This window comes from Photobacterium aphoticum (assembly GCF_001029435.1).
GTDB classification, from domain to species: domain Bacteria; phylum Pseudomonadota; class Gammaproteobacteria; order Enterobacterales; family Vibrionaceae; genus Photobacterium; species Photobacterium aphoticum.
This window is the reverse complement of record NZ_LDOV01000022.1, coordinates 190,914-210,990: the sequence shown is the minus strand read 5'-3', so window position 1 is coordinate 210,990 and position 20,077 is coordinate 190,914. Positions and strand designations below refer to the sequence as shown.

The 20,077-nt window shown below is 46.1% G+C and carries 19 protein-coding genes and 1 pseudogene; 11 read left to right on the top strand and 9 right to left on the bottom strand.

The window, feature by feature from the left end:
* Positions 1-69: 69 nt before the first annotated feature.
* The 7 genes from ABT58_RS12865 to cobB all read left to right on the top strand — a co-directional run bounded on the left by ABT58_RS12865 (position 70) and on the right by cobB (position 8,453).
* Positions 70-1,737 (top strand): 4Fe-4S dicluster domain-containing protein, encoded by a 1,668-nt coding sequence (locus tag ABT58_RS12865; RefSeq protein ID WP_047874799.1) that lies wholly within the window; start codon positions 70-72, stop codon positions 1,735-1,737.
* A 10-nt stretch (positions 1,738-1,747) separates the two neighbouring features.
* Complete coding sequence (locus tag ABT58_RS12860; RefSeq protein WP_047874798.1) at positions 1,748-2,350, top strand: TorD/DmsD family molecular chaperone; 603 nt, start codon at positions 1,748-1,750, stop codon at positions 2,348-2,350.
* A 158-nt stretch (positions 2,351-2,508) separates the two neighbouring features.
* Positions 2,509-2,709, top strand: coding sequence for a twin-arginine translocation signal domain-containing protein (locus tag ABT58_RS12855; RefSeq protein WP_047874797.1), 201 nt, complete (start codon positions 2,509-2,511; stop codon positions 2,707-2,709).
* 13 nt (positions 2,710-2,722) lie between these two features.
* Positions 2,723-5,581: a formate dehydrogenase subunit alpha gene (locus ABT58_RS12850; RefSeq protein WP_047874796.1), complete on the top strand. Its 2,859-nt coding sequence runs from the start codon at positions 2,723-2,725 to the stop codon at positions 5,579-5,581.
* 12 nt (positions 5,582-5,593) lie between these two features.
* A complete protein-coding gene (gene fdh3B / locus ABT58_RS12845) occupies positions 5,594-6,211 on the top strand; it encodes a formate dehydrogenase FDH3 subunit beta (protein WP_047874795.1) in 618 nt (205 codons plus the stop codon).
* Between the two features lie 119 nt (positions 6,212-6,330).
* Complete coding sequence (locus ABT58_RS12840) at positions 6,331-7,404, top strand: formate dehydrogenase subunit gamma (protein WP_047874794.1); 1,074 nt, start codon at positions 6,331-6,333, stop codon at positions 7,402-7,404.
* Positions 7,405-7,742: 338 nt separating this feature from the next.
* On the top strand, positions 7,743-8,453 hold the full coding sequence (gene cobB / locus ABT58_RS12835) for a Sir2 family NAD+-dependent deacetylase (protein ID WP_047874793.1): 711 nt from the start codon (positions 7,743-7,745) through the stop codon (positions 8,451-8,453).
* Positions 8,454-8,551: 98 nt separating this feature from the next.
* Here the strand turns inward: cobB and ABT58_RS12830 are convergent, their stop codons facing one another.
* On the bottom strand, positions 8,552-8,971 hold the full coding sequence (locus ABT58_RS12830; protein ID WP_047874792.1) for a PACE efflux transporter: 420 nt from the start codon (positions 8,969-8,971) through the stop codon (positions 8,552-8,554).
* 191 nt (positions 8,972-9,162) lie between these two features.
* Here ABT58_RS12830 and ABT58_RS12825 point away from each other — a divergent pair, with 191 nt between their 5' ends.
* Complete coding sequence (locus ABT58_RS12825) at positions 9,163-10,056, top strand: LysR family transcriptional regulator (RefSeq protein WP_047874791.1); 894 nt, start codon at positions 9,163-9,165, stop codon at positions 10,054-10,056.
* A gap of 80 nt (positions 10,057-10,136) precedes the next feature.
* Here the strand turns inward: ABT58_RS12825 and ABT58_RS12820 are convergent, their stop codons facing one another.
* The 8 genes and pseudogenes from ABT58_RS12820 to potA form a co-directional block, all read right to left on the bottom strand.
* A complete protein-coding gene (locus tag ABT58_RS12820; RefSeq protein ID WP_107204993.1) occupies positions 10,137-10,979 on the bottom strand; it encodes an IS3 family transposase in 843 nt (280 codons plus the stop codon).
* On the bottom strand, positions 10,979-11,485 hold the full coding sequence (locus tag ABT58_RS12815; protein WP_047874850.1) for a helix-turn-helix domain-containing protein: 507 nt from the start codon (positions 11,483-11,485) through the stop codon (positions 10,979-10,981). Before ABT58_RS12815 ends, ABT58_RS12820 begins: the two co-directional genes overlap by 1 nt.
* Before the next feature lie 84 nt (positions 11,486-11,569).
* Positions 11,570-12,592 carry an extracellular solute-binding protein gene (locus tag ABT58_RS12810; RefSeq protein ID WP_373300179.1) on the bottom strand — a complete coding sequence of 341 codons (1,023 nt, stop codon included), beginning with the start codon at positions 12,590-12,592 and terminating at the stop codon, positions 11,570-11,572.
* A gap of 262 nt (positions 12,593-12,854) precedes the next feature.
* Positions 12,855-13,058 (bottom strand): annotated as a pseudogene (locus tag ABT58_RS24570) (glycosyl hydrolase family 18 protein); the annotation flags it as partial.
* A gap of 280 nt (positions 13,059-13,338) precedes the next feature.
* Positions 13,339-14,370, bottom strand: coding sequence for an extracellular solute-binding protein (locus ABT58_RS12805; protein WP_047874788.1), 1,032 nt, complete (start codon positions 14,368-14,370; stop codon positions 13,339-13,341).
* A gap of 112 nt (positions 14,371-14,482) precedes the next feature.
* Positions 14,483-15,253 carry a spermidine/putrescine ABC transporter permease PotC gene (potC, locus tag ABT58_RS12800; RefSeq protein WP_047874787.1) on the bottom strand — a complete coding sequence of 257 codons (771 nt, stop codon included), beginning with the start codon at positions 15,251-15,253 and terminating at the stop codon, positions 14,483-14,485.
* Positions 15,253-16,110: a spermidine/putrescine ABC transporter permease PotB gene (potB, locus tag ABT58_RS12795; RefSeq protein WP_047874786.1), complete on the bottom strand. Its 858-nt coding sequence runs from the start codon at positions 16,108-16,110 to the stop codon at positions 15,253-15,255. The genes potC and potB overlap by 1 nt, the downstream gene beginning before the upstream one ends.
* Complete coding sequence (gene potA / locus ABT58_RS12790; RefSeq protein WP_047874849.1) at positions 16,094-17,212, bottom strand: spermidine/putrescine ABC transporter ATP-binding protein PotA; 1,119 nt, start codon at positions 17,210-17,212, stop codon at positions 16,094-16,096. Before potA ends, potB begins: the two co-directional genes overlap by 17 nt.
* A 389-nt stretch (positions 17,213-17,601) precedes the next feature.
* Here potA and ABT58_RS12785 point away from each other — a divergent pair, with 389 nt between their 5' ends.
* The 3 genes from ABT58_RS12785 to ABT58_RS12775 are packed head-to-tail and all read left to right on the top strand — an operon-like array spanning position 17,602 to position 19,892.
* Positions 17,602-18,411 (top strand): membrane protein, encoded by an 810-nt coding sequence (locus ABT58_RS12785; RefSeq protein WP_047874785.1) that lies wholly within the window; start codon positions 17,602-17,604, stop codon positions 18,409-18,411.
* Entirely contained in the window at positions 18,408-19,199 is a 792-nt protein-coding gene (locus ABT58_RS12780) for a glucosaminidase domain-containing protein (protein ID WP_229821640.1), read from the top strand. Before ABT58_RS12785 ends, ABT58_RS12780 begins: the two co-directional genes overlap by 4 nt.
* A gap of 3 nt (positions 19,200-19,202) precedes the next feature.
* A complete protein-coding gene (locus ABT58_RS12775; protein WP_047874784.1) occupies positions 19,203-19,892 on the top strand; it encodes a DUF2987 domain-containing protein in 690 nt (229 codons plus the stop codon).
* Positions 19,893-20,077: the final 185 nt, after the last annotated feature.

Sequence of the window (20,077 nt, the reverse complement as noted above, 5' to 3'; positions counted from 1 at the left end):
AAATTGTCTGTTTAAAACAATGCGCTTCAATCGGCACTGACTAACGGTGACGAGTAAACAGGAATAAGAATGTTAAATAGTACACTAGAAGCATACGCTGACAGCGCATTTGCGGATCACAACGGGAAAGCTCGCCACGCGGCCATTAAAGGTACCGTGGAATTGTCAAACCTGATCCCACCAACGGTTTCTTATGAAAGCCGTGGTAACGTTGTGATTATTGGTGCGGAAGAGGCGATTACCACACTGGCTGATCAATTTTCTGATGTGAACTCTGTAACCCTACTAGCCACAGAGAAAGCAGAAAATACCCAAGCCCGTGACAATTTGTACTTTGCGGCCAATGTAACGGTAAGCGGTTACCTGGGTGCCTTTGATGTTAACTGTGAAGTTGAAGGCTCATTGATGGCTGTGAATCTGGCCAAAGTTGCGATTGCACGTTCATGCTTTGATCTGGTTGTGGATTTGACTGAGCAAGGTCTGATTGCCGTAGAAATTCCAGCTCCGGGTTATTACGCCATTGGTGCGGGTAAAGCGAAAGTGGCTGATGTAATTGAAGAACTACCTGCTATGTTGGGTACCTTTGATAAGCCTAAGTATTTCCGCCTGAATCCTGATCTTTGTGCACATTCTTCTCGTGGTATTCAAGGTTGTGATCGCTGTGTTGATGCTTGTCCTGCAGGCGCATTGTCTAGCACGGGTCACTCTATTGAAATTAACCCATACCTTTGTCAGGGCGTGGGAACGTGTGCGACTGCGTGTCCGACAGAAGCAATCACCTATGCATTGCCTGATCCGGAAAATACGCAACATTTTGTTCATCGTTTACTGACCCGTTATTTGTCAGAGGGTGGGGAAGCGCCAACACTGCTTTTCTTTGGTAATCGTGATGAAGCCAAAGTGGCTCAGGTTCTGCCTACACTGCCTACCTCTGTCATTCCTGTTGCCCTAGAAGAATTAGCAACGATCGGTATTGATACATGGTTTAGTGCACTGGCTTATGGTGCGCATCAAGTTCTGCTTGCAACAAACACGGCTTATATTCCAGCAACGATTGATCGTGTTCTGCGTGATGAATTGACCATTGCACAAACTTTCCTAACGGAAATGGGTTACGAAGCAGATCGTATCGCATTGTTTAACTTTGCTGATGCTGAAACCTTTACCGGTTTTGATGCTGCACTCCTTCAAAATGCCGATCGTCTGGAAGGTAATAAGCGCGAAAAACTGTTTGCCGTACTTGATGCTCTGTATACAGACGCTCCGGTTAAACCTGCGCATTCTGCTTTGTTAGACAATGCTCCATACGGTGGTGTGGATTGTAAAACTGACGATTGCACACTGTGTATGAGTTGTGTTGCCGTATGTCCAACCCGTGCATTGCATGCCATTGGTGATCGTCCAGGCCTGCTATTCATTGAACAAGATTGTGTGCAATGTGGCATGTGTGAAAAAGCGTGTCCTGAAAAAGTCATTACCCTAAAACCGGGCCTGACTTGGGATGCGACTGCTCGTCAGAATGTACGTACTGTGCATGAAGAAGAAGCAGCATGTTGTACCGAATGTGGAAAGGCTTTTGCGCCTGCATCCATGATTAAAATGCTGACTGAAAAGTTACAAGGTCACTCACATTTCCAAGGCGATGCATTACGTCGTGTCTCTATGTGTGAAGACTGTCGTGTTCGTGACATTTTTGCCAATGTCGTTGAAGACCCAGAAAGCCAGCTAAAGATGTAGGAAAGCCATTATGGAACAGCAACTAATGAATACTCAGCAAGAAGAAATGTCACTGCGCGTCGATATTTACGCCATGCTTGCCCATCTTCTGCGTCGCGCCCCTGAACAAGAGGTGCTTGATTGGCTTTCTGAGCTGGATGTGGATATGAACCATTCAGCGACAACAGGCATGGCTGCGGCTTGGCCTGTTCTAAAACTGGCGGCACAGAAAACCTCTGTGATTGCGCTGGAAGAAGAATATCAGGATCTGTTTATTGGTATCGGTCGAGGTGAACTGGTTCCATTTGGTTCTTGGTATCTCACTGGCTCTTTAATGGAAATGCCTTTGGCACACCTTCGTCGTGACCTTGCTCAATTGGGTTTTGCTCGCGATGAATCCGTGAAAGAACCGGAAGATCATATTTCGGCATTGCTTGAAGTGATGGCAATGCTGGTGGAAGGCGGGGATCTGCACCTGCAACGTACGTTCTTCAATCGTCATCTTGCCGCTTGGGTAGAACGTCTTTGTTCGGATATGAAAACCGCAAAAAGTGCCGTGTTTTACAGTGCGGTCGGGGAGGTTGCCCTACAATTCCTGACCATTGAAAAAACACGCTTCATGGAAGTGAACTAGAATTTTTCTTATTTACTTCGTGACAACGTAACTGTTTCTCAGGGTTGTGGTGGACAATCGTCTGCTGCAATTCGCGATGAAAAACGTAGCAAAAAAACATCCTGAGCGCATGAATCATCATGTGATAAATCAGGAGTACGATAAAGGAGCACGCTTTTATGAGTGAGCACAATAAACCCAATCTGAGCCGCCGCCAGTTGTTGAAAAACATTGGCCTAAGTGTGGCAGCTGGTGCTGTTGTGGCAGGTACTGCGACGGCTGTTCAAGCCCAAGTGACCGAGCCAGAAGAGAAGAAAAATGAAAAAACAACAGGCTATCGTGAAACGCAACACGTTCGCGATTACTACGAAACCTTGTAAGGCGGAGCTATAAATGAAACTGACTAAACGTTCCGACAACGTGAGCAAGGACGAAAACCAGCTAGGTATTACCCGTCGTTCCTTTATTCGTAACACATCACTGGCTGCTGCTGGTGGTGTAGCGGGTGCAAGTCTGTTTGCACCAGGTATGATGAAAAAAGCCCATGCAGCATCTCAGGATGTGTATGACGCGCCAAAAGAAGTGAAGCGTACTATCTGTTCTCACTGTTCAGTGGGCTGTGGTATTTACGCGGAAGTTCAAGACGGTGTCTGGACTCACCAGGAACCTGCTTTCGACCACCCTTTCAATGCTGGTGGACACTGTGCAAAAGGTGCGGCACTGCGTGAACACGGTCACGGTGAGCGTCGTGTGAAATACCCAATGAAGCTGGTTAACGGCAAGTGGAAGAAACTAAGCTGGGATCAGGCGCTGACTGAAGTAAGTCAGCAGGTACTGAAAATCCGCGAAGAGTCAGGCCCTGACTCAGTTTACTTCCTGGGTTCTGCGAAGCACAACAACGAACAGGCTTACTTGTTCCGTAAAATGGTATCGCTATGGGGTACGAACAACGTTGACCACCAGGCGCGTATCTGTCACTCAACCACGGTTGCAGGTGTTGCGAACACGTGGGGTTACGGTGCGATGACCAACTCCCTGAACGACATGCACAACTGTAAGTCGATTCTGTTCATCGGTTCTAACCCAGCTGAAGCGCACCCAGTTGCGATGCAGCACATCCTGATCGCGAAAGAGCGTAACAACTGTAAGATCGTGGTGGTTGACCCACGTCGTACTCGTACAGCAGCGAAATCTGACCACTACGTATCACTACGTCCGGGTTCTGACGTTGCCTTCATCTGGGGTGTGCTATACCACATCTTCCAGAACGGTTGGGAAGACAAAGAATTCATCCGCCAGCGTGTTTGGGGTATGGATGACGTTCGCGCAGAAGTGGCGAAATGGAACCCAGCAGAAGTTGAGCGCGTAACTGGCGTGAAAGAAGCTGACGTTTACCAGACAGCGAAAATGCTATCTGAAAACCGTCCTGGCTGTGTGGTTTGGTGTATGGGTGGTACTCAGCATACTACTGGTAACAACAACACACGTGCGTACTGTATCCTTGAGCTTGCACTAGGCAACATGGGTAAATCTGGCGGCGGTGCGAACATCTTCCGTGGTCACGATAACGTACAGGGTGCGACGGACTTCGGCGTACTGTCTGACAACCTGCCTGGTTACTACGGCCTGTCTGAAGGTGCGTGGAAACACTGGTCTAAAGTGTGGGATGTTGATTACGAATGGCTACAAGGCCGTTTCGATCAGAACGAATACCACGGTAAGAAACCAATGTACAACGCGGGTATTCCTGTATCCCGTTGGATCGATGGCGTGTTGGAAAACAAAGCGAACATCGAACAGAACGACAACATCCGTGCCATGTTCTACTGGGGTCACGCAGTGAACTCCCAGACTCGTGGTCCAGAAATGCGCAAAGCAATGGGCAAACTGGACATGATGGTTATCGTTGACCCATACCCAGGTGTGGCAGCGGTAATGAACGGCCGTACAGACAACGTGTACCTGCTTCCAGCAACGACACAGTTTGAAACAACCGGTTCTGTAACAGCAACAAACCGTTCAATTCAGTGGCGTGATCAGGTTATCGAGCCGCTATTTGAATCTAAGCCTGACCACGAAATCATGTACCTGCTTTCTCAGAAGCTAGGTATCTCTGATCAGCTGTTCAAGCACATTAAGATTGAAAACAATCGCCCAGTGATCGAAGACATCACCCGTGAATACAACAAGGGTATGTGGACAATCGGTTACACCGGTCAGAGCCCTGAGCGTCTGAAAGCACACCAGAAGAACTGGCACACGTTTGACAACACATCGCTTGAAGCGGTAGGTGGTCCTGCGAACGGTGAAACCTACGGTCTGCCTTGGCCATGTTGGGGCACGCCAGAGATGAAGCACCCTGGTACTCACATCCTTTACGATACGTCTAAGACGGTTGCACAGGGTGGCGGTAACTTCCGTGCACGTTTCGGTGTTGAACGTAACGGTGAAAGCCTACTGGCTGACGACAGCTACTCACTAGGCTGTGAACTGGAAGACGGTTACCCAGAATTCACTGACAAGATGCTGAAGCAACTGGGTTGGTGGGACGAGCTGACTGCAGAAGAGAAAGTGGCTGCAGAAGGTAAGAACTGGAAAACTGACCTTTCAGGTGGTATCCAGCGCGTAGCAATTAAGCACGGCTGTATTCCATTTGGTAACGCGAAAGCACGTACTGTTGTATGGACATTCCCGGATGCCGTACCACTACACCGTGAGCCGCTATACACGCCTCGTCGTGATCTACTGCCTGAATACCAGACGTGGAACGACAGCGAAGCGATGTTCCGTCTGCCAACACTGTACAAGTCTATTCAGGACAAAGACATGTCTGGCGAATACCCAATCATCCTGACCTCTGGTCGTCTGGTTGAGTACGAAGGTGGTGGTGACGAAACCCGTTCAAACCCATGGTTGGCTGAACTTCAGCAAGAAATGTTTGTTGAGATCAACCTGAAAGATGCTAACGATTTGGGCATCCGCGATGGTGATATGGTTTGGGTAGAAGGTGCAGAGAAAGGCCGCATTAAAGTGAAGGCGATGGTAACCCCACGTGTTCAGGTTGGTCTGGCATTTATTCCATTCCACTTCGGTGGTTACTTCGAGGGTGAAAACCTTCGTGACCGTTACCCAGAAGGTTGTGCGCCGTTCGTTTCTGGCGAAGCTGCGAACACAGCAACCACATATGGTTACGACCCTGTGACACAAATGCAGGAAACCAAAGTAACCCTATGTAAGATCACTAAAGCGTAAGGAGTCATTGTAATGGCACGTATGAAATTTCTTTGTGACTCTAAGCGTTGTATTGAATGCAATGGTTGTGTGACAGCTTGTAAAAACGCCAACGACGAAGCCCTAGAGTGGGGCATTCAGCGTCGTCGCGTGGTAACCCTAAACGACGGTCTACCAAACGAAAACTCTATCTCTGTAGCTTGTATGCACTGTAGCGACGCGCCTTGTATGGCCGTTTGTCCGGCAGATTGTTTCAGCCAAACAGAAGATGGCATTGTTCAGCATGACAAAGATCTATGTATCGGTTGTGGTTACTGCCTATTCGCTTGTCCGTTCGGTGCGCCTCAGTTCCCTAAACAAACGGCGTTTGCTGAGCGTGGCAAGATGGACAAATGTACGTTCTGTTCTGGCGGTCCGAACACTGAACCGGGTTCAGAGAAAGAACGTAAGCTGTACGGCGCAAACCGTATTGCTGAAGGCAAGCTACCTATGTGTGCGTCTATGTGTTCTACCAAGTCACTATTGGCGGGTGATGCAGAGAAGATCTCTGACATCTTCCGTAAGCGTGTGGTAGCACGTGGTGCGAAAGAAGCAGGTTGGGCAACCAATGACGACCTGGCTTACGACGCAACCAAAGGCGACAAGGCGTAATTGCCATAACCAGCATCAATGTGAAGAATGAATGTTTGCATTGATGTATTCAGCCCGTGGCAGGAGCCTCGGGCTGAATTGTAGATTGAGAAATACTGTTGAAAACAGTCGGGAGTTTTATGACTAAGCGAATTCAACAATGGTTTGCGATGTTGGTAACGGCATTCATGCTGACGGTATCTGTGTCAGCGTTTGCCAGTGAAAATGCCGCAAACACAGACAATGAACGCTTGGGTGAGTCTGTCGTGAAATCTGAAATGGCAGGTTTTGCGGGTGCTGACTATTGGCGTGAAGTCAAAGATGGTCAGTCTGGTTACACCACATCAAAATCACCAGAACACGGTGTGTTGATCAGTGTGCCAGGCCAGACGTGGTACATCTTGAAAGAGAAGTGGATGTCTCCACTGGGGGCATTGGCGATCTTCGGTAGCCTTGCGATGGTGGCATTGGCCTACGTGGTTGTTGGCCCGCTGAAATTGAGCAAGCCAAAAACAGGCCGTAAGATCAAGCGTTGGTCTCGTTTCGACCGAGCATTGCACTGGAGCATGGCGTTCACTTTCCTTACTCTGGCATTCAGTGGTTTGACCCTCGTTTACGGTAAACACTTTATCAAGCCAGTAGTGCCTACAGAAGTGTGGGGATGGATCATCTATGCGGCGAAGCAGTACCACAACTACATTGGCCCAATCTTCGGCATTCTGCTTCTGGCAGTGTTGGTGAAGTGGTGGCGTAAGAGCCTGTTCAATATGGTTGATATCAAGTGGTTCATGAAAATGGGCGGCATGGTAGGTAAGCATAAGGGTACACACCCGTCAGCAGGTTTCTCAAACGGTGGTGAGAAGGCGATCTTCTGGTTGTTGATCTTCTTCGGTATCTTCATCACTATCAGTGGCTTCATCTTAGACTTCCCAATCTTCGGCCAAACGCGTCGTCATATGGAACTGTCTAACCTGCTGCACATGTTCTCTGCACTGATCCTGATTTGTGGTTTCATCTTCCACATCTACATCGGTCTGTTCGGTATGGAAGCGGCACTGGATGGTATGATCACCGGTGAAGTTGACGAGACTTGGGCGAAAGAGCACCACGACCTATGGTACAACGAAGTGAAAGATCTTCCTGAGAACCAGCCAGGTTATGATGCAGCGCAAGAAGCTGAGAAGAAAGGCAGTACTTCGCAGAATAATGCGTAAGGCATAAGCCAAAATCATCTGAAACAGCAGCCCATGTGGCTGCTGTTTTTTTATGTGAGCGTAGATAGTCACAGAGGAGGGAAGACGCGAGGAATGACACGATTACACCGCAAACCAGCCGTGCTGGCGCACTATAATTATTAAAGTGTGTAGTTAATCAAAATGTGTGGTGAATATAAACAACAGACGCAAAGAAGTCGTAAGGTGGCATTCTAATGCACCATAATTTTATATTTGTCATTGAGTATTAGACTAATGTCGTAACAAAGTGGGTTATAACCACATGAAAATAATGGTATAAAATAAGAAAGACGCTTATTAGAAGAAAGGACACGCGCATGCTTTTTCCATACCGCAACATCGTTATTCTTACTGGCGCGGGTATTTCCGCTGAATCAGGCATCCAAACCTTCCGTGCACAGGACGGTTTGTGGGAAAAGCACCGTATTGAAGATGTGGCCACGCCGGAGGGCTACTACCGTGATCCTGCACTTGTGCAGAACTTCTATAACCAACGTCGTCAGCAACTCGAAAGCGGCACAGTCTTCCCCAATGATGCCCATAAAGCGTTAGCACGATTGGAAAAAGAGCTCGACGGTAAAGTGACCGTGGTGACGCAGAATATCGACAACCTTCATGAAGCTGCTGGTACGAATAATATCATCCATATGCATGGGGAATTGCTGAAAGCCCAGTGTAGCCATTCTGGACAAGCGGTAGAGTGGAGTGGGGACATCTCCTTAGAAGACCATTGCCATTGTTGTCAGATGCCGGCGCCGATGCGTCCGAATGTGGTGTGGTTTGGCGAGATGCCAATAGGTATGGATCGTATTCACGATGCCCTGATGGAAGCGGATTTGTTCATTTCTATTGGTACTTCCGGTGCGGTCTATCCTGCGGCGGGTTTTGTCCATGAAGCCGCCATGCACGGTGCGCACACCATTGAATTAAACTTAGAACCAAGCAATGTCGAAAGTGAGTTTGCCGAGAAACGCTATGGCCCGGCGTCGGTACTGGTGCCACAGTTTGTCGAAGAGCTTTTAGCCTGATCCCCATTTTCGGCTAATTATTCTTAAGTGAATATATGTGACAGCTAAAAAGAAAGCGCCGTTGTAGGCGCTTTCTTTGTTTTTACGTCGAGAAAGGGTTAAGCCATCTTCGGTGCGAAGTACTTCGCACGTACTTGGTCGTAGCCCCAGTTGTAGATGATGGAGTACACCAGGAAGAAAATCACGATACCGATATCCAGAATCAATACCGTCCAGAAATCCATCTGCAATGCCCACATCAGTACCGGAATCGTCACGAATAATAGACCCGCCTCAAAGCCAAAACCGTGTGCGACACGCATGCCTAGCTTACGTGAGAGACGGTCTGCCCCGAAGATTTTGTCAAAGCCAAGGTTGTAAACATAGTTCCAACCCATCGCGATTAACGACAGAGTAATACCAATACCACCGATCATGGCTGGGTTTTTATCTGTGAAGAGGGACGCCCCGACCATCATGATGATCAATGCAAAAACTTCGAACAGAACAGAATGCAAAATACGCTCTTTAACGGTCATAACAACTTACCACGCTAACGGTTGTACAAGGTTTCAATGGAATTTACTTCAATTGCACGCAATCTACGTGCTGTGAATCTATGCGTGTAATGTATCGTAAATTATGATTAGATCGAGTTAGTTACTATCATTTTTAGTGATGAAAGGTAAATGGTATTAAGTAAAATCAATGGGTTAGCTAGAGGCTCAGCATGTATAATTTAGAACAGCTCAATATGTTTGTCCTTTCTGCTCAATTAGGGTCGTTTTCTGCCTGTGCGCGTCATATTGGTAAGGTACAGTCTGCGGTTAGCCAAGGGATTGCCAATCTGGAAATCGATTTAAATGTTGAGTTGTTTGATCGTTCTACGCGTAAACCGGTTTTAACGAAAGAAGGGCAACACTTGTTTAATTTCGCACAAGCGATTTTGCAGCAAGCGAGAGAGCTCGAATGTGCGTCGAAAGCACTGACCAAGCATGAAGAGAATCAACTGAACATCGTGGTCGATGACGTATTACAGGTTGATAGTCTGTATCGTATCATGGATGCGTTCAGTCAGCGTTTTAGCGCTACCTCCTTACATGTGTTGACGGCATCAGGCATCGATGTCAGAAATTTGGTGTTGGCAGGCAAGGCCAATATTGGCGTGATGCTGTGCGACTTTGACACCATTCGTGAAGCCGACGTGTGTTACATCGGCAATGTGGCTTTTGTACCGGTGGTGAGCCAGCAACATCCCTTGGTTGAGTCAGAAATTATCGAGCCAATGGATTTGATCCCATACCGACAAATTCTGGCGCGGGGGTTAGAAGATGCCAACGAGCGGTATTTTCCTGTGGTATCGCCGCACGTGTGGCGCGTGAATAACCAATTCAGCATGATCAATATGATTGAACAGGGGTTAGGCTGGGGCTATTTACCTCGTCATTTGGTGGCAGACAAAGTAGAAGCGGGGAGGTTACATATTTTACCGGTATCCTTTGACCATAAAGACTGGTCTATCCCGGTTGAAGTGGTGACAGCAAAAGGTGTTACCTTAGGGCCTGCGGGGACTTGGTTAAAACACGCAGTGAAGTCGTTATTGGATCCTCAGCCGCAGCTGTAAATGCACTCTTTACAAATCAGAATGTCAGATAGCAAAAAGCCTGGTCGAATGAAGTGACCCCGTAAAGTTGGACATTTCTGTTAAGCGGCTTTCAAGGCCTGATTTCGATACTCTATCGGAGTCAGGCCTTTTAGTTTCACTTTAATACGTTTGGTATTGTAGTACTCGATATACTTTTTGATTTGTTCCATCAAATCATCAGCATCTTCAAAATGTTGATTATGGTACATCTCTGTTTTTAGTAATGCGAAGAAGTTTTCTGCAACCGCGTTGTCTAAGCAATTTCCTTTTCTCGACATACTTTGTGTTAGCCCATTATCGTTGAGCTGTTTTTGATAGGCTCGGTGTCGATACTGCCAACCTTGGTCACTGTGTATTATGGGCTTCGACTTCAGGTTTAGCTTTGAGATAGCCTCTTCTAGCATACCGGTAACGAGTCGTAAATCGGCGTGTTGACCAAGTTGATAAGCCACCACTTCTCGTGTAAATAGGTCAATCACAGGAGACAGGTATACCTTCTGCCCTTTGACTTTAAACTCAGTAACATCTGTTACCCATTTCTCATCAGGCTTACTCGCCTCAAACCCTCTTTCAAGTACATTCGGTGCCGCTTCCCCGGCCTGGTCACGGTAAGACCGGTACTTCTTGGGCCTTACCGTTGACTTCAAGCCTAACTGCATCATAAGCTTTTGCACTGTCTTGTGATTTAGCATGATCCCTCGGTTTCTCAGTTCTAAGTGAATTCGACGATACCCGTAGCGTCCTTTGTGCTCACGGTAAATAGACTGTACTAACCGCTTTTCACATTCATAACCATCACGAAGTTGACTAACTTTGGCCTGATAATAAAATACGCTTTTTGCTAGGCTCAGGGCTCGCAGCAAGTATTTAAGAGGGTATTTACCTCTTAGAGTCAGAGCGATTACCGTTTTTTCTTCATTCGACGGTTTTTCTCTTGCTCCAACTCCTCCAGCTTTTTTAGAACAGCATTCTCCGCACGTAAATAAGCCAGCTCTTCTCGCAGTTCTTCGACTGTCAGTTCACTATCTGGTTTAGTTGTCGTCTGAGGTTGCTGTTTCATTGGAGGTCTACCTTTAGGCTGCGGTTCAAGCCCCTGTAAACCTTGCTCATTGTAGCGTTTGAGCCAAGTGGTGAAGATACCAGGGGAAGAGAGATTTAACACTGCGCTAGTGTGCGTTGCAGACCAGCTATTCGTCCACATTAATTTCAATGCGGCCAGCTTAGATTGAGCTGTAGCAGCTTGCGTTGCGGGTAGAAATGAACGGCTACCATGGATAGCAAAGACTTGAGTCCAGTATCGAATTTGCCTAGAGGAGATTGAATGTTGTTTAGCTAACACCTCGGATGACAACCCGTTTAAACACTGCTTGGCAACCAGACACTTAAACTCGCGCTTGTATTTGGACATAAAAAGAACCCCCAATAATTGGTTGTCCAACTATTGGGGGTCAGTTCACAAACCAGGCTTTTCATTATGTGCTTGCTAGAAAGATTACTCGCCCGCTTTTAGCTTCTGGAAGTATTCTTCGTATAGGGTGTTTGCAGAGCCAACGCTGTTCTGCCATTCACCTGCATCCATTACAGCTTGCGGTGGGTAGATCATTGGGTCGTTAACAAACTCTTTTGGTAGCAGTTTCTTTGCTGTAGCGACTGGTGTTGGGTAACCAATTTCCAGTGCGATTTTCGCTGCGTTATCTGGGCGAAGTAGGAAGTCGATCATCTTGTGAGCCGCTTCTACGTTTTTCGCATCTTTAGGGATAGAGATGCTATCCATCCAGAAAATCGCGCCTTCTTCTGGCCATACGATATCAATTGGTGCGCCTTCTTGGCGAGCCATGTACGCAGAACCGTTCCACAACATACCTAGTGACGTTTCGCCAGCCATGTATGGGTTAGCAGGGTAGTCAGAATTGAAAACCAATACGTTTGGCATCAGTTTCTTCAGCTCTTCGTAAGCCGCTTTGATTTGCTCTGGATCTGTTGTGTTCGCAGAGTAGCCAAGCTTACGTAGGGCAATGTGGAAGAACTCACGAGAGTCGTCCATCATCATTAGCTGGCCTTCCCATTTAGGATCCCAGAAGTCAGCCCACTTAGTTACCTGTGCTTTGTTCATCATATCCGTGTTCACACCGATACCTGTCGCACCCCAAATGTATGGGATAGAGTAGTCGTTTTGTGGATCAAACGGCTTATGCAGGAAGTTTGGATCGATTTCGTCAAAGTGAGAAAGCTTTGATTTATCAATCTTCTGAAGCATGTTCTCTTCACGCATCTTAGATACGTAGTACGTGGAAGGGACAACTAGGTCGTAACCGCCGCCATGCGTTTTTAGCTTGGCGTACATGGTTTCATTCGACTCATACGTCGAATAAATTACTTTAATGCCCGTTTCTTTCGTAAACTCTTCTAGTACATCACTTGGGATATACTCAGACCAGTTGTAGAAATAAAGTTCGTCGTCTGCCGCATGCGCAATGCCTGAAAACATTGCCATCGCACACATACCGCCGGCCATCAAAGAAGACCATTTTTTCATTTTTCATGCTCCTAACAAACAGGAATTTTGAGAGTGTTCTCTAGCGGTATTTACCGCTTCTCCTACATAATAAAAGAAACCAAAACAATGGGTTTTGATTTCCTGACGGGTGATAACTGATGTAAATCAGCACTATTATAGCAGGGTATCAACAGCTTATGACAAACAAAAATGGATTTTGACAAAAATTGCGCAATATCGTTTTGCGTTTGGCTAGATACTGCGCGATTTTGTCTTGTCACTATGGCTTAATTGGCGTATTCCCGATACCCATATTTGCTGCTTTCATTAAGTCACCGTTATCCGACCTAAGCTCCCACGCAAAAATACCGCCGAGTTGCTGGTCTACCGCATACTTGCCTTTAGCTTCCACTGAACGCGGATCATCGTAACTGATGAATTGTTCTAGGCTCGGGCTGTATAAATACGGATCTTCGGCTTGTTCATGATAATGGTAATAAAAGGCTGAATCAGTGAGATAGCGGAAGACTGTATTCTACGAGAGGAAATGCCAAGCTGGAAATAACACATCGCAATTTCATATCGACCTCATAGGGTTATGTTGTTATTGGCATGATATGAGCACAGAGGCAGACATTAGACGAGAGGCAATGTCTTGAATTGCATACGAAGATATAGAAAGAAAAGAGTGTGAGAAGGATTACAGAGAGAGTTGTTATTACGATCAAAAAAGCAGCTCCGAGGAGCTGCTTTTGAGGTGAAAATTACTGACCGGCTTTAAGCTCTAGGAAGTAGTTTTCGTAGCGGATGTTCATGTCACCCACTGAGTCTTGCCACTCACCACGATCAAGATCTTCTTGAGGTGGGAATAGAGTAGGGTTGTCTTTGTATTTCGCGTTTGATTTCTCAACCGCAGTCAGGTAACCCGTTTCTTCAGAGATTTTCGCTGCAACGTCCGGACGCATTAGGAAGTCGATCATCTTGTGAGCCGCTTCTACGTTCTTCGCGTTCTTAGCGATTGCTAGGCTATCAACCCAGAAAATACCGCCTTCTTTAGGCCATACTAGTTTGATTGGTAGACCTTCTTTCTGAGCTGCTGCTGCAGAACCGTTCCAAAGCATACCCAGGCCAACTTCACCAGCAAGGTAAGGTGCCGCAGGGTTGTCTGAGTTGAATACCAATACGTTAGGCATTAGTTTTTTCAGCTCTTCGTGTGCTTCGTCGATCTGCTTAGGATCTGTGGTGTTACCTGAGTAGCCTAGTTTGCGTAGTGCGATGTGGAACACTTCACGTGTGTCGTCCATCAGCATTAGCTGGCCTTTCAGCTCAGGGTTCCATAGGTCAGCCCAGCTGTCGAAATCGGCTGGATCGTACATGTCAGTGTTTACTGCCAGGCCGGTCATAGCGATTACGTGTGGGATAGAGTAATCATTATTTGGGTCAAAAGGCTTGTCCAGATAATTCTTATCAAGTTCTTTAAAGTTTTTTAGCTTTGATTTGTCGATTTTCTGTAACATGCCTTCATCGCGCATTTTTGCAACGAAGTAAGTTGATGGCACCACTAGGTCGTAACCGGTTGGGTGAGCCTTTAACTTAGCGTACATAGTCTCGTTCGACTCGTAAGTCGAATAAATCACTTTAATACCCGTTTCTTTAGTGAACTGCTCACGTAGCTCCGTAGAAATGTACGGACCCCAGTTCATGAAAACTAATTCTTCATCTGCCGCGTAAGCAGCATTAGTGAACATCGCTGCAGCCATTGCAGTGCCGGTTAGAAAAGCGGACCATTTCTTCATTAGATTATCTTCTCCAAAACCCTTTTAGGGTGTTTTATACAAAACAAGTGGCCCCGGAGGGCCACTTGCTCGTTAGTTGGCATAAAGCCAATTTTAAAGCGTGAAGCCGTTGTTACTTGATCTTGTCTCGCGCAATAAGTTGCGAAGAGATGACCATGACCAGAGAAACAATTAGCATAATTGTAGCCAATGCGTTCACTTCTGGCGAGATACCGACTTTAACCATTGAGTAAATTTTCAACGGTAGAATTTCATAGCTTGGACCTGTGACGAATGAACTTACGATCACGTCGTCCAGAGATAGGGTAAAGCTCAACAACCAGCCTGCAAAAACAGCAGGTTTTGCCAGTGGCAAAATGATTTGCTTCAGAATTACCCACTCACTTGCACCCAGGTCTCGTGCTGCTTCAAGCATCTTCACATCAAAGCCTTTTAGTCGGCTGTAAACTGTTACCACAACGAAAGGTAGACAGAATGTGATGTGTGCAAGTAGCAGTGACAAGAAGCCAAGTTCTGCACCCACAAGGATGAACAGAGCAAGCAACGAAATTGCCATTACGATGTCTGGAGACATCATTACAACGAACAGCATACCGTTTACAAAACTCTTACCGCGGAACTGGTAGCGGAAGAGGGCAACAGCCGTCAAACTACCGATGATAGCGGCAGCAGTTGCAGAGAAAACAGCGATGTTCAATGAGTGCCAAGCGGCCTGCATCAAGCTATCGTTGCTAACCAGTTGGTGGTACCACTTCATGGTGAAACCACCCCATTTCATACCAAACTTGCTGGCATTAAATGAGTTAACAATCAGAATGATGATCGGTGTATAAAGGAATGCATACACCAAAGTCATAAAACTGAATTTAAATGCGCGTCCCATTATTCAAGCTCCACTTTACGGTTGAGCAACTTACCCGCACGGTAGTAGGCGTATAGCATCACTGCCATGGCTACTGTTAGCGCGATACTTGTCGCTGCACCGAACGGCCAATCTCGAGCATTCAATACCTGGCTCTTGATGACGTTACCGATCAGAAGGTTCTTCGCACCACCCAGTAGGTCAGACACGTAGAACATGCCTAGCGCTGGAAGCAGTACCAACAAACAGCCGGCGATAATACCTGGCATTGTCAGTGGGAAAATGACCTTCACAAACGTTTGGAACTTGCTTGCACCCAAATCGCGTGCCGCTTCAATGTAGTTGTGATCCAATTTTTCGATCGCAGAGTAAAGCGGTAGCACCATAAATGGCAGCAAGATGTAAACCAGACCAACCATTACTGCGTATTCGGTGTACATGATGCGCAACGGTTTATCGATAATGTCTAAGTACATCAGGGTATTGTTAAGAATACCGCGTGTACCCAGCATGATTTTCAAACCGTAAGTACGAATCAGTGAGTTCGTCCAAAAAGGAACGATAACCAAAAACAGCATAAATGGACGCCATTTTTCAGGCATCTTGGCAATCGCGTAGGCAAATGGGTAACCAATCAACAAACAGAGTAGGGTAGCCACCAGCGCCATGTAGAACGAGTGCCACATTACCTTCGCATAAAGCGGGTCGAACAACCGGATGTAGTTGTCCAAGGTAAAGGTCATTTCGATCAGGTTTGCATCATCTCGGGTCAGAAAACTGGTTCCGATGATCATCAAGTTTGGAATGAAGACAAACAGCAACAACCAACTTACGATGACCGTAATAATGATGTTCTGAAGATTAAGCTTCTTGTTCATCTGCAAGTACCACTTCCCAACTTTCAACCCAAGTAATGGCAACTTTCTGATCCAGAGAGTGGTCTACATCAGGATCATCTTCGTTGAAGAATTCGCTAACCATTACTGGCTTGCCTGATTCTAGTTCAACAACTGAATCCAGAGTCATACCTTTATAGGTACGCTCACGAATGTAGCCCACGATGCCGTGTGCTTCATCGCCGTTGTTGATTTCTTCAATACGAATATCTTCAGGGCGTAGCAACACTTTCACTTTATCGCCAGGTTTCACGTCCAACTTACAGTGGATCATGGAATGACGACCTTCAACGTTAGCCAGTACACGGTTATCGTCTAGACGTTCTTTGACTTCAGCGTCAAATACGTTGATTTCACCGATGAAGCGGGCAACGAATAGGTTAGCTGGTTCTTCGTAAATTTCACGAGGGCTGCCGTCCTGCTCAATGTTACCTGAACGCATAACGATGATACGGTCAGACATTGATAGGGCTTCTTCCTGATCGTGAGTAACGAAGATGAAAGTAATGCCAAGTTTACGTTGTAGCTGCTTCAGCTCGATTTGCATCTGCTTACGCAGTTTGTAATCCAGTGCTGATAGAGATTCATCAAGCAGCAATACTTTAGGCTTGTTGACAACGGCACGAGCGATTGCGACACGCTGCTGTTGACCGCCAGAAAGTTGGTGTGGTTGGCGTGGGGCAAATTGCTCCAACTGAACCATACGCAAAGCTTCCATAACGCGAGGTTCAATCTCGCTCTCGGCCACTTTTTGCATACGAAGACCAAATGCAACGTTATCGAATACAGTCATATGCGGGAATAGCGCATAACTTTGGAAGACTGTGTTTACGTTACGTTGCTCGGCGGGAATGTTTGTCACATCGTTGCCAGCAATAACAACTTGACCTTCATCAGCGTTTTCAAAACCCGCGATAAGGCGAAGTACAGTTGTTTTACCACAACCAGAAGGACCCAAGATGGTTAGGAATTCACCATCGTTAACATTCAGATCGAGACCAGTGATAATTTGCTTACCGTCGAAGCTTTTGCTCAGCCCTTTAAGCTGAATCACCGGTGCTTTAGTAGTTTCTGCAGCGTTCAATTCTACGTGATCTCCACCCAGGGGTTTCATAGATAATCCCCCCAACTATTAGTATGAATTTAGGGGGCGCATAATAGTCCCCTAAACGTGTAAATTAAAGCGTTTTTTTTCAATTTTTAAGATCAAATTATTACAAGGGACTCAGCCTTATAATAAAGCAAACACTAAGCACTTGAAATGCGCATAAAAATGCTTTTAAATCAATATCAAAGCCTAATTATAGACGCTGGGTAAACATTAATCATAGTGCAATAATTAGAATGTTATTTTACAGATGCGTTTTCTCATGACTGTGCTCCTGTCATGGTCATACCGTTGTGCTATTTCTTTATCTTGCTTACCTAGCGTACAATCAACCTTATCAATGTATAAAATTTAGTGAAAAACAGATGAATAACAAAACATTCCATGTGGGTGGTTCCATTGAAAAAGCCTTGAAAGGAGAGAGTGAACTGCATTCGTTGTCTGTGCTACAAGAAGCATGGAAAACAACGGCAAAGCACTTTTTGTCCTTCTTTCCTGCAATTGTCGGCTTGTTCCTCGCGCAAATGGCCTTGCTATTGGTTGCATTGCAAGTGCAACTCGGCAGTCCTTGGGTGTTCTTCGATAGCATCGTTAACGGCAGCGCCGGTGGGGAAGTCTCGGTTGAAATCCTCAATGCGGGCCATTGGGCTAACTACTGGTCAGACGTATTGAGTGCACCACTGTTTGTGGGGGTAACCTTGATGTCATTGAACCATGCGGTGGGTTTGCCAAGTAAACCAAGCCATTTAGTGAAAGGCTTGCCTTATGCGTTGATTGCTATTGTCACAGTATTACTGTCTTCATCTATTCAAGGCATCATCAGCGAATTTGTTCCGTTATTAGGCTGGTTGGTTTCAATGTGTTTCAGCCTGGCGATTATTTTAATTTGCGAAAAACGTGTGACACCGTTGAAGGCATTGCAATATTCCACAATTGCTGTTTTGCGCAAGCTGTTGCCTATTACGGCAATATATATTGCGATTGTCGCCATGTTCCTTATTTCATTTGCAACAGCGGGTCTTGGTTTAATTTGGACCATTCCGTTCTTTTTTAATGCAAAAGCTATCATCTACCGCAATCTATTTGGAATTACACTCCAAGTTACTACGGTAAAGAAAGGGGAAGATGATAATACTCCAACCGATAAAGAGGACCCTCAGGTTTTTAACGCGTGATAAGAAAAACAATAAATAATAAAGCCATTGCTATCGTAGCATTGTTAAGCGGCTTGACCGCTTGTGGGGAAAACCCATTTTTAACAGCAGAAAATGAAACGGCAGCGATGTATGCCGAGAAAGTAAAGCCAGACTTTTCCACCTTTAAGGATGTAAAAGAAAAAAAGGCGGCGTTCTTTGATTACCTAAGACCCGCCGTGATTCACGAAAACCAACGTATTGAACGGGAACGCACGTTCTTGCTGTCTTTGCAGGAGAAGATAACCGCTTCTGCTTTGATTGCCGGTGAAGACAAGGAATATGCCGTTAAACTGGGCAATACGTATAAGCAACCTGTCGATGGTGACACTGTCACGATGGATTGGTTGTCCGTGATGCTCAACCGTGTTGATGTGTTACCAGAATCACTCGTTCTTAGCCAAGCGGCGAAGGAATCAGGCTGGGGTACATCACGCTTTGCCGTTGATGGTAATAACTATTTTGGCCAATGGTGTTACCGTAAAGGATGTGGATTAGTGCCTAATGCCCGTAACGAGGGGGCTGCGCACGAAGTGGCTGTATTTGCATCACCTTATTTAGCTGTTCAGGGCTATTTCATGAATGTGAATACGCATCGTGCTTACCAGTCGTTACGTGATATTCGTACTGCACTGCGTGTAGAGAACAAGCCGATAGATGCTAATTCATTGGCAGAAGGACTGACCCAATACTCTGAACGTGGTCATGCGTATGTGGATGAAATCCAAGCCATGATCCGACACAACAAACAATACTGGCTCCAAGGATAAAGGATGAAGTTAACCCATTGGTTATTAGCAGGTTTGATGGCAAGTACGTCGCTTTATGCGAATAGCGCCGCCGCACAAGAAGTCGGTATGCGATATAGCACCTTATTCAGTAAGTTAAAGCAGAATGTAAAAGAAGGGCATGATGATGTGAAGATTGCCTTTTTCTTACTTGACCAGCGAGATGGCAGCGTATGTGATGTTCATAAAGGCTGGATGCAAAAAGATGAGCATTACGAAGCGTTAGTCATTCCTGAGAGTAACGAGTTGGATATTCCAGTTGATAACAATCTGCGTCAGGCTAATCCGGATGTGACATTTGTCATTGATGATGGCATTACCTGTGATGTCTCCATGCAGGTGATTGCCCGTGATCACTTTGAATCATCACTTTCACACGCAGATGTTGCGCGCCTTGTGCCGCAGATGCAGGTGATGTTGTCTGATTTAGGCGGCATGTTCTCTGATTGGTTTATGCCGTCTGTAGAAGGTGTCGTTGTGCATTTGGCCCCGCAAAGGACAGCCTCAGGTACGTTATCTTCGGCTCAGCCAACTCTGATTCAATTAACCAATGGTACTCAGGTCACCGTAACGGATAATAAAGCCGTTTTAAAATTGGCGGATTTAACAGCAGAAGAAACGGTGCCATTCCCATCTTCTATTGTGAAAGTGACGCCTTGGTTGCCGAGGAACTAGTTACCAAGGAATTCGTTGTCGAAGGATTTACTCCTGATAAACGATTAACTTAGTGATCTGCGTTTAATATAGGTGTTACCCAGAGAAAGTTAACACGCAGTCCTTTATTCACAGAATCTATCTGTATTGAAATGATAAACCCGAGCATCATCGCTCGGGTTTTTTTATACCTATTTTAAGTAATG

Excerpts from the sequence above, each read along its gene's own strand:
- ABT58_RS12805 (WP_047874788.1), bottom strand. The coding sequence starts at position 14,370 with ATGAAGAAATGGTCCGCTTTTCTAACCGGCACTGCAATGGCTGCAGCG.
- ABT58_RS12850 (WP_047874796.1), top strand. The coding sequence starts at position 2,723 with ATGAAACTGACTAAACGTTCCGACAACGTGAGCAAGGACGAAAACCAG.
- ABT58_RS12855 (WP_047874797.1), top strand. The coding sequence starts at position 2,509 with ATGAGTGAGCACAATAAACCCAATCTGAGCCGCCGCCAGTTGTTGAAA.
- potC (WP_047874787.1), bottom strand. The coding sequence starts at position 15,253 with ATGGGACGCGCATTTAAATTCAGTTTTATGACTTTGGTGTATGCATTC.
- ABT58_RS12830 (WP_047874792.1), bottom strand. The coding sequence starts at position 8,971 with ATGACCGTTAAAGAGCGTATTTTGCATTCTGTTCTGTTCGAAGTTTTT.
- ABT58_RS12865 (WP_047874799.1), top strand. The coding sequence starts at position 70 with ATGTTAAATAGTACACTAGAAGCATACGCTGACAGCGCATTTGCGGAT.
- ABT58_RS12775 (WP_047874784.1), top strand. The coding sequence starts at position 19,203 with ATGAAGTTAACCCATTGGTTATTAGCAGGTTTGATGGCAAGTACGTCG.
- potB (WP_047874786.1), bottom strand. The coding sequence starts at position 16,110 with ATGAACAAGAAGCTTAATCTTCAGAACATCATTATTACGGTCATCGTA.
- ABT58_RS12840 (WP_047874794.1), top strand. The coding sequence starts at position 6,331 with ATGACTAAGCGAATTCAACAATGGTTTGCGATGTTGGTAACGGCATTC.
- ABT58_RS12785 (WP_047874785.1), top strand. The coding sequence starts at position 17,602 with ATGAATAACAAAACATTCCATGTGGGTGGTTCCATTGAAAAAGCCTTG.
- ABT58_RS12810 (WP_373300179.1), bottom strand. The coding sequence starts at position 12,592 with ATGGCCGGCGGTATGTGTGCGATGGCAATGTTTTCAGGCATTGCGCAT.
- ABT58_RS12825 (WP_047874791.1), top strand. The coding sequence starts at position 9,163 with ATGTATAATTTAGAACAGCTCAATATGTTTGTCCTTTCTGCTCAATTA.
- cobB (WP_047874793.1), top strand. The coding sequence starts at position 7,743 with ATGCTTTTTCCATACCGCAACATCGTTATTCTTACTGGCGCGGGTATT.
- fdh3B (WP_047874795.1), top strand. The coding sequence starts at position 5,594 with ATGGCACGTATGAAATTTCTTTGTGACTCTAAGCGTTGTATTGAATGC.
- ABT58_RS12860 (WP_047874798.1), top strand. The coding sequence starts at position 1,748 with ATGGAACAGCAACTAATGAATACTCAGCAAGAAGAAATGTCACTGCGC.
- ABT58_RS12815 (WP_047874850.1), bottom strand. The coding sequence starts at position 11,485 with ATGTCCAAATACAAGCGCGAGTTTAAGTGTCTGGTTGCCAAGCAGTGT.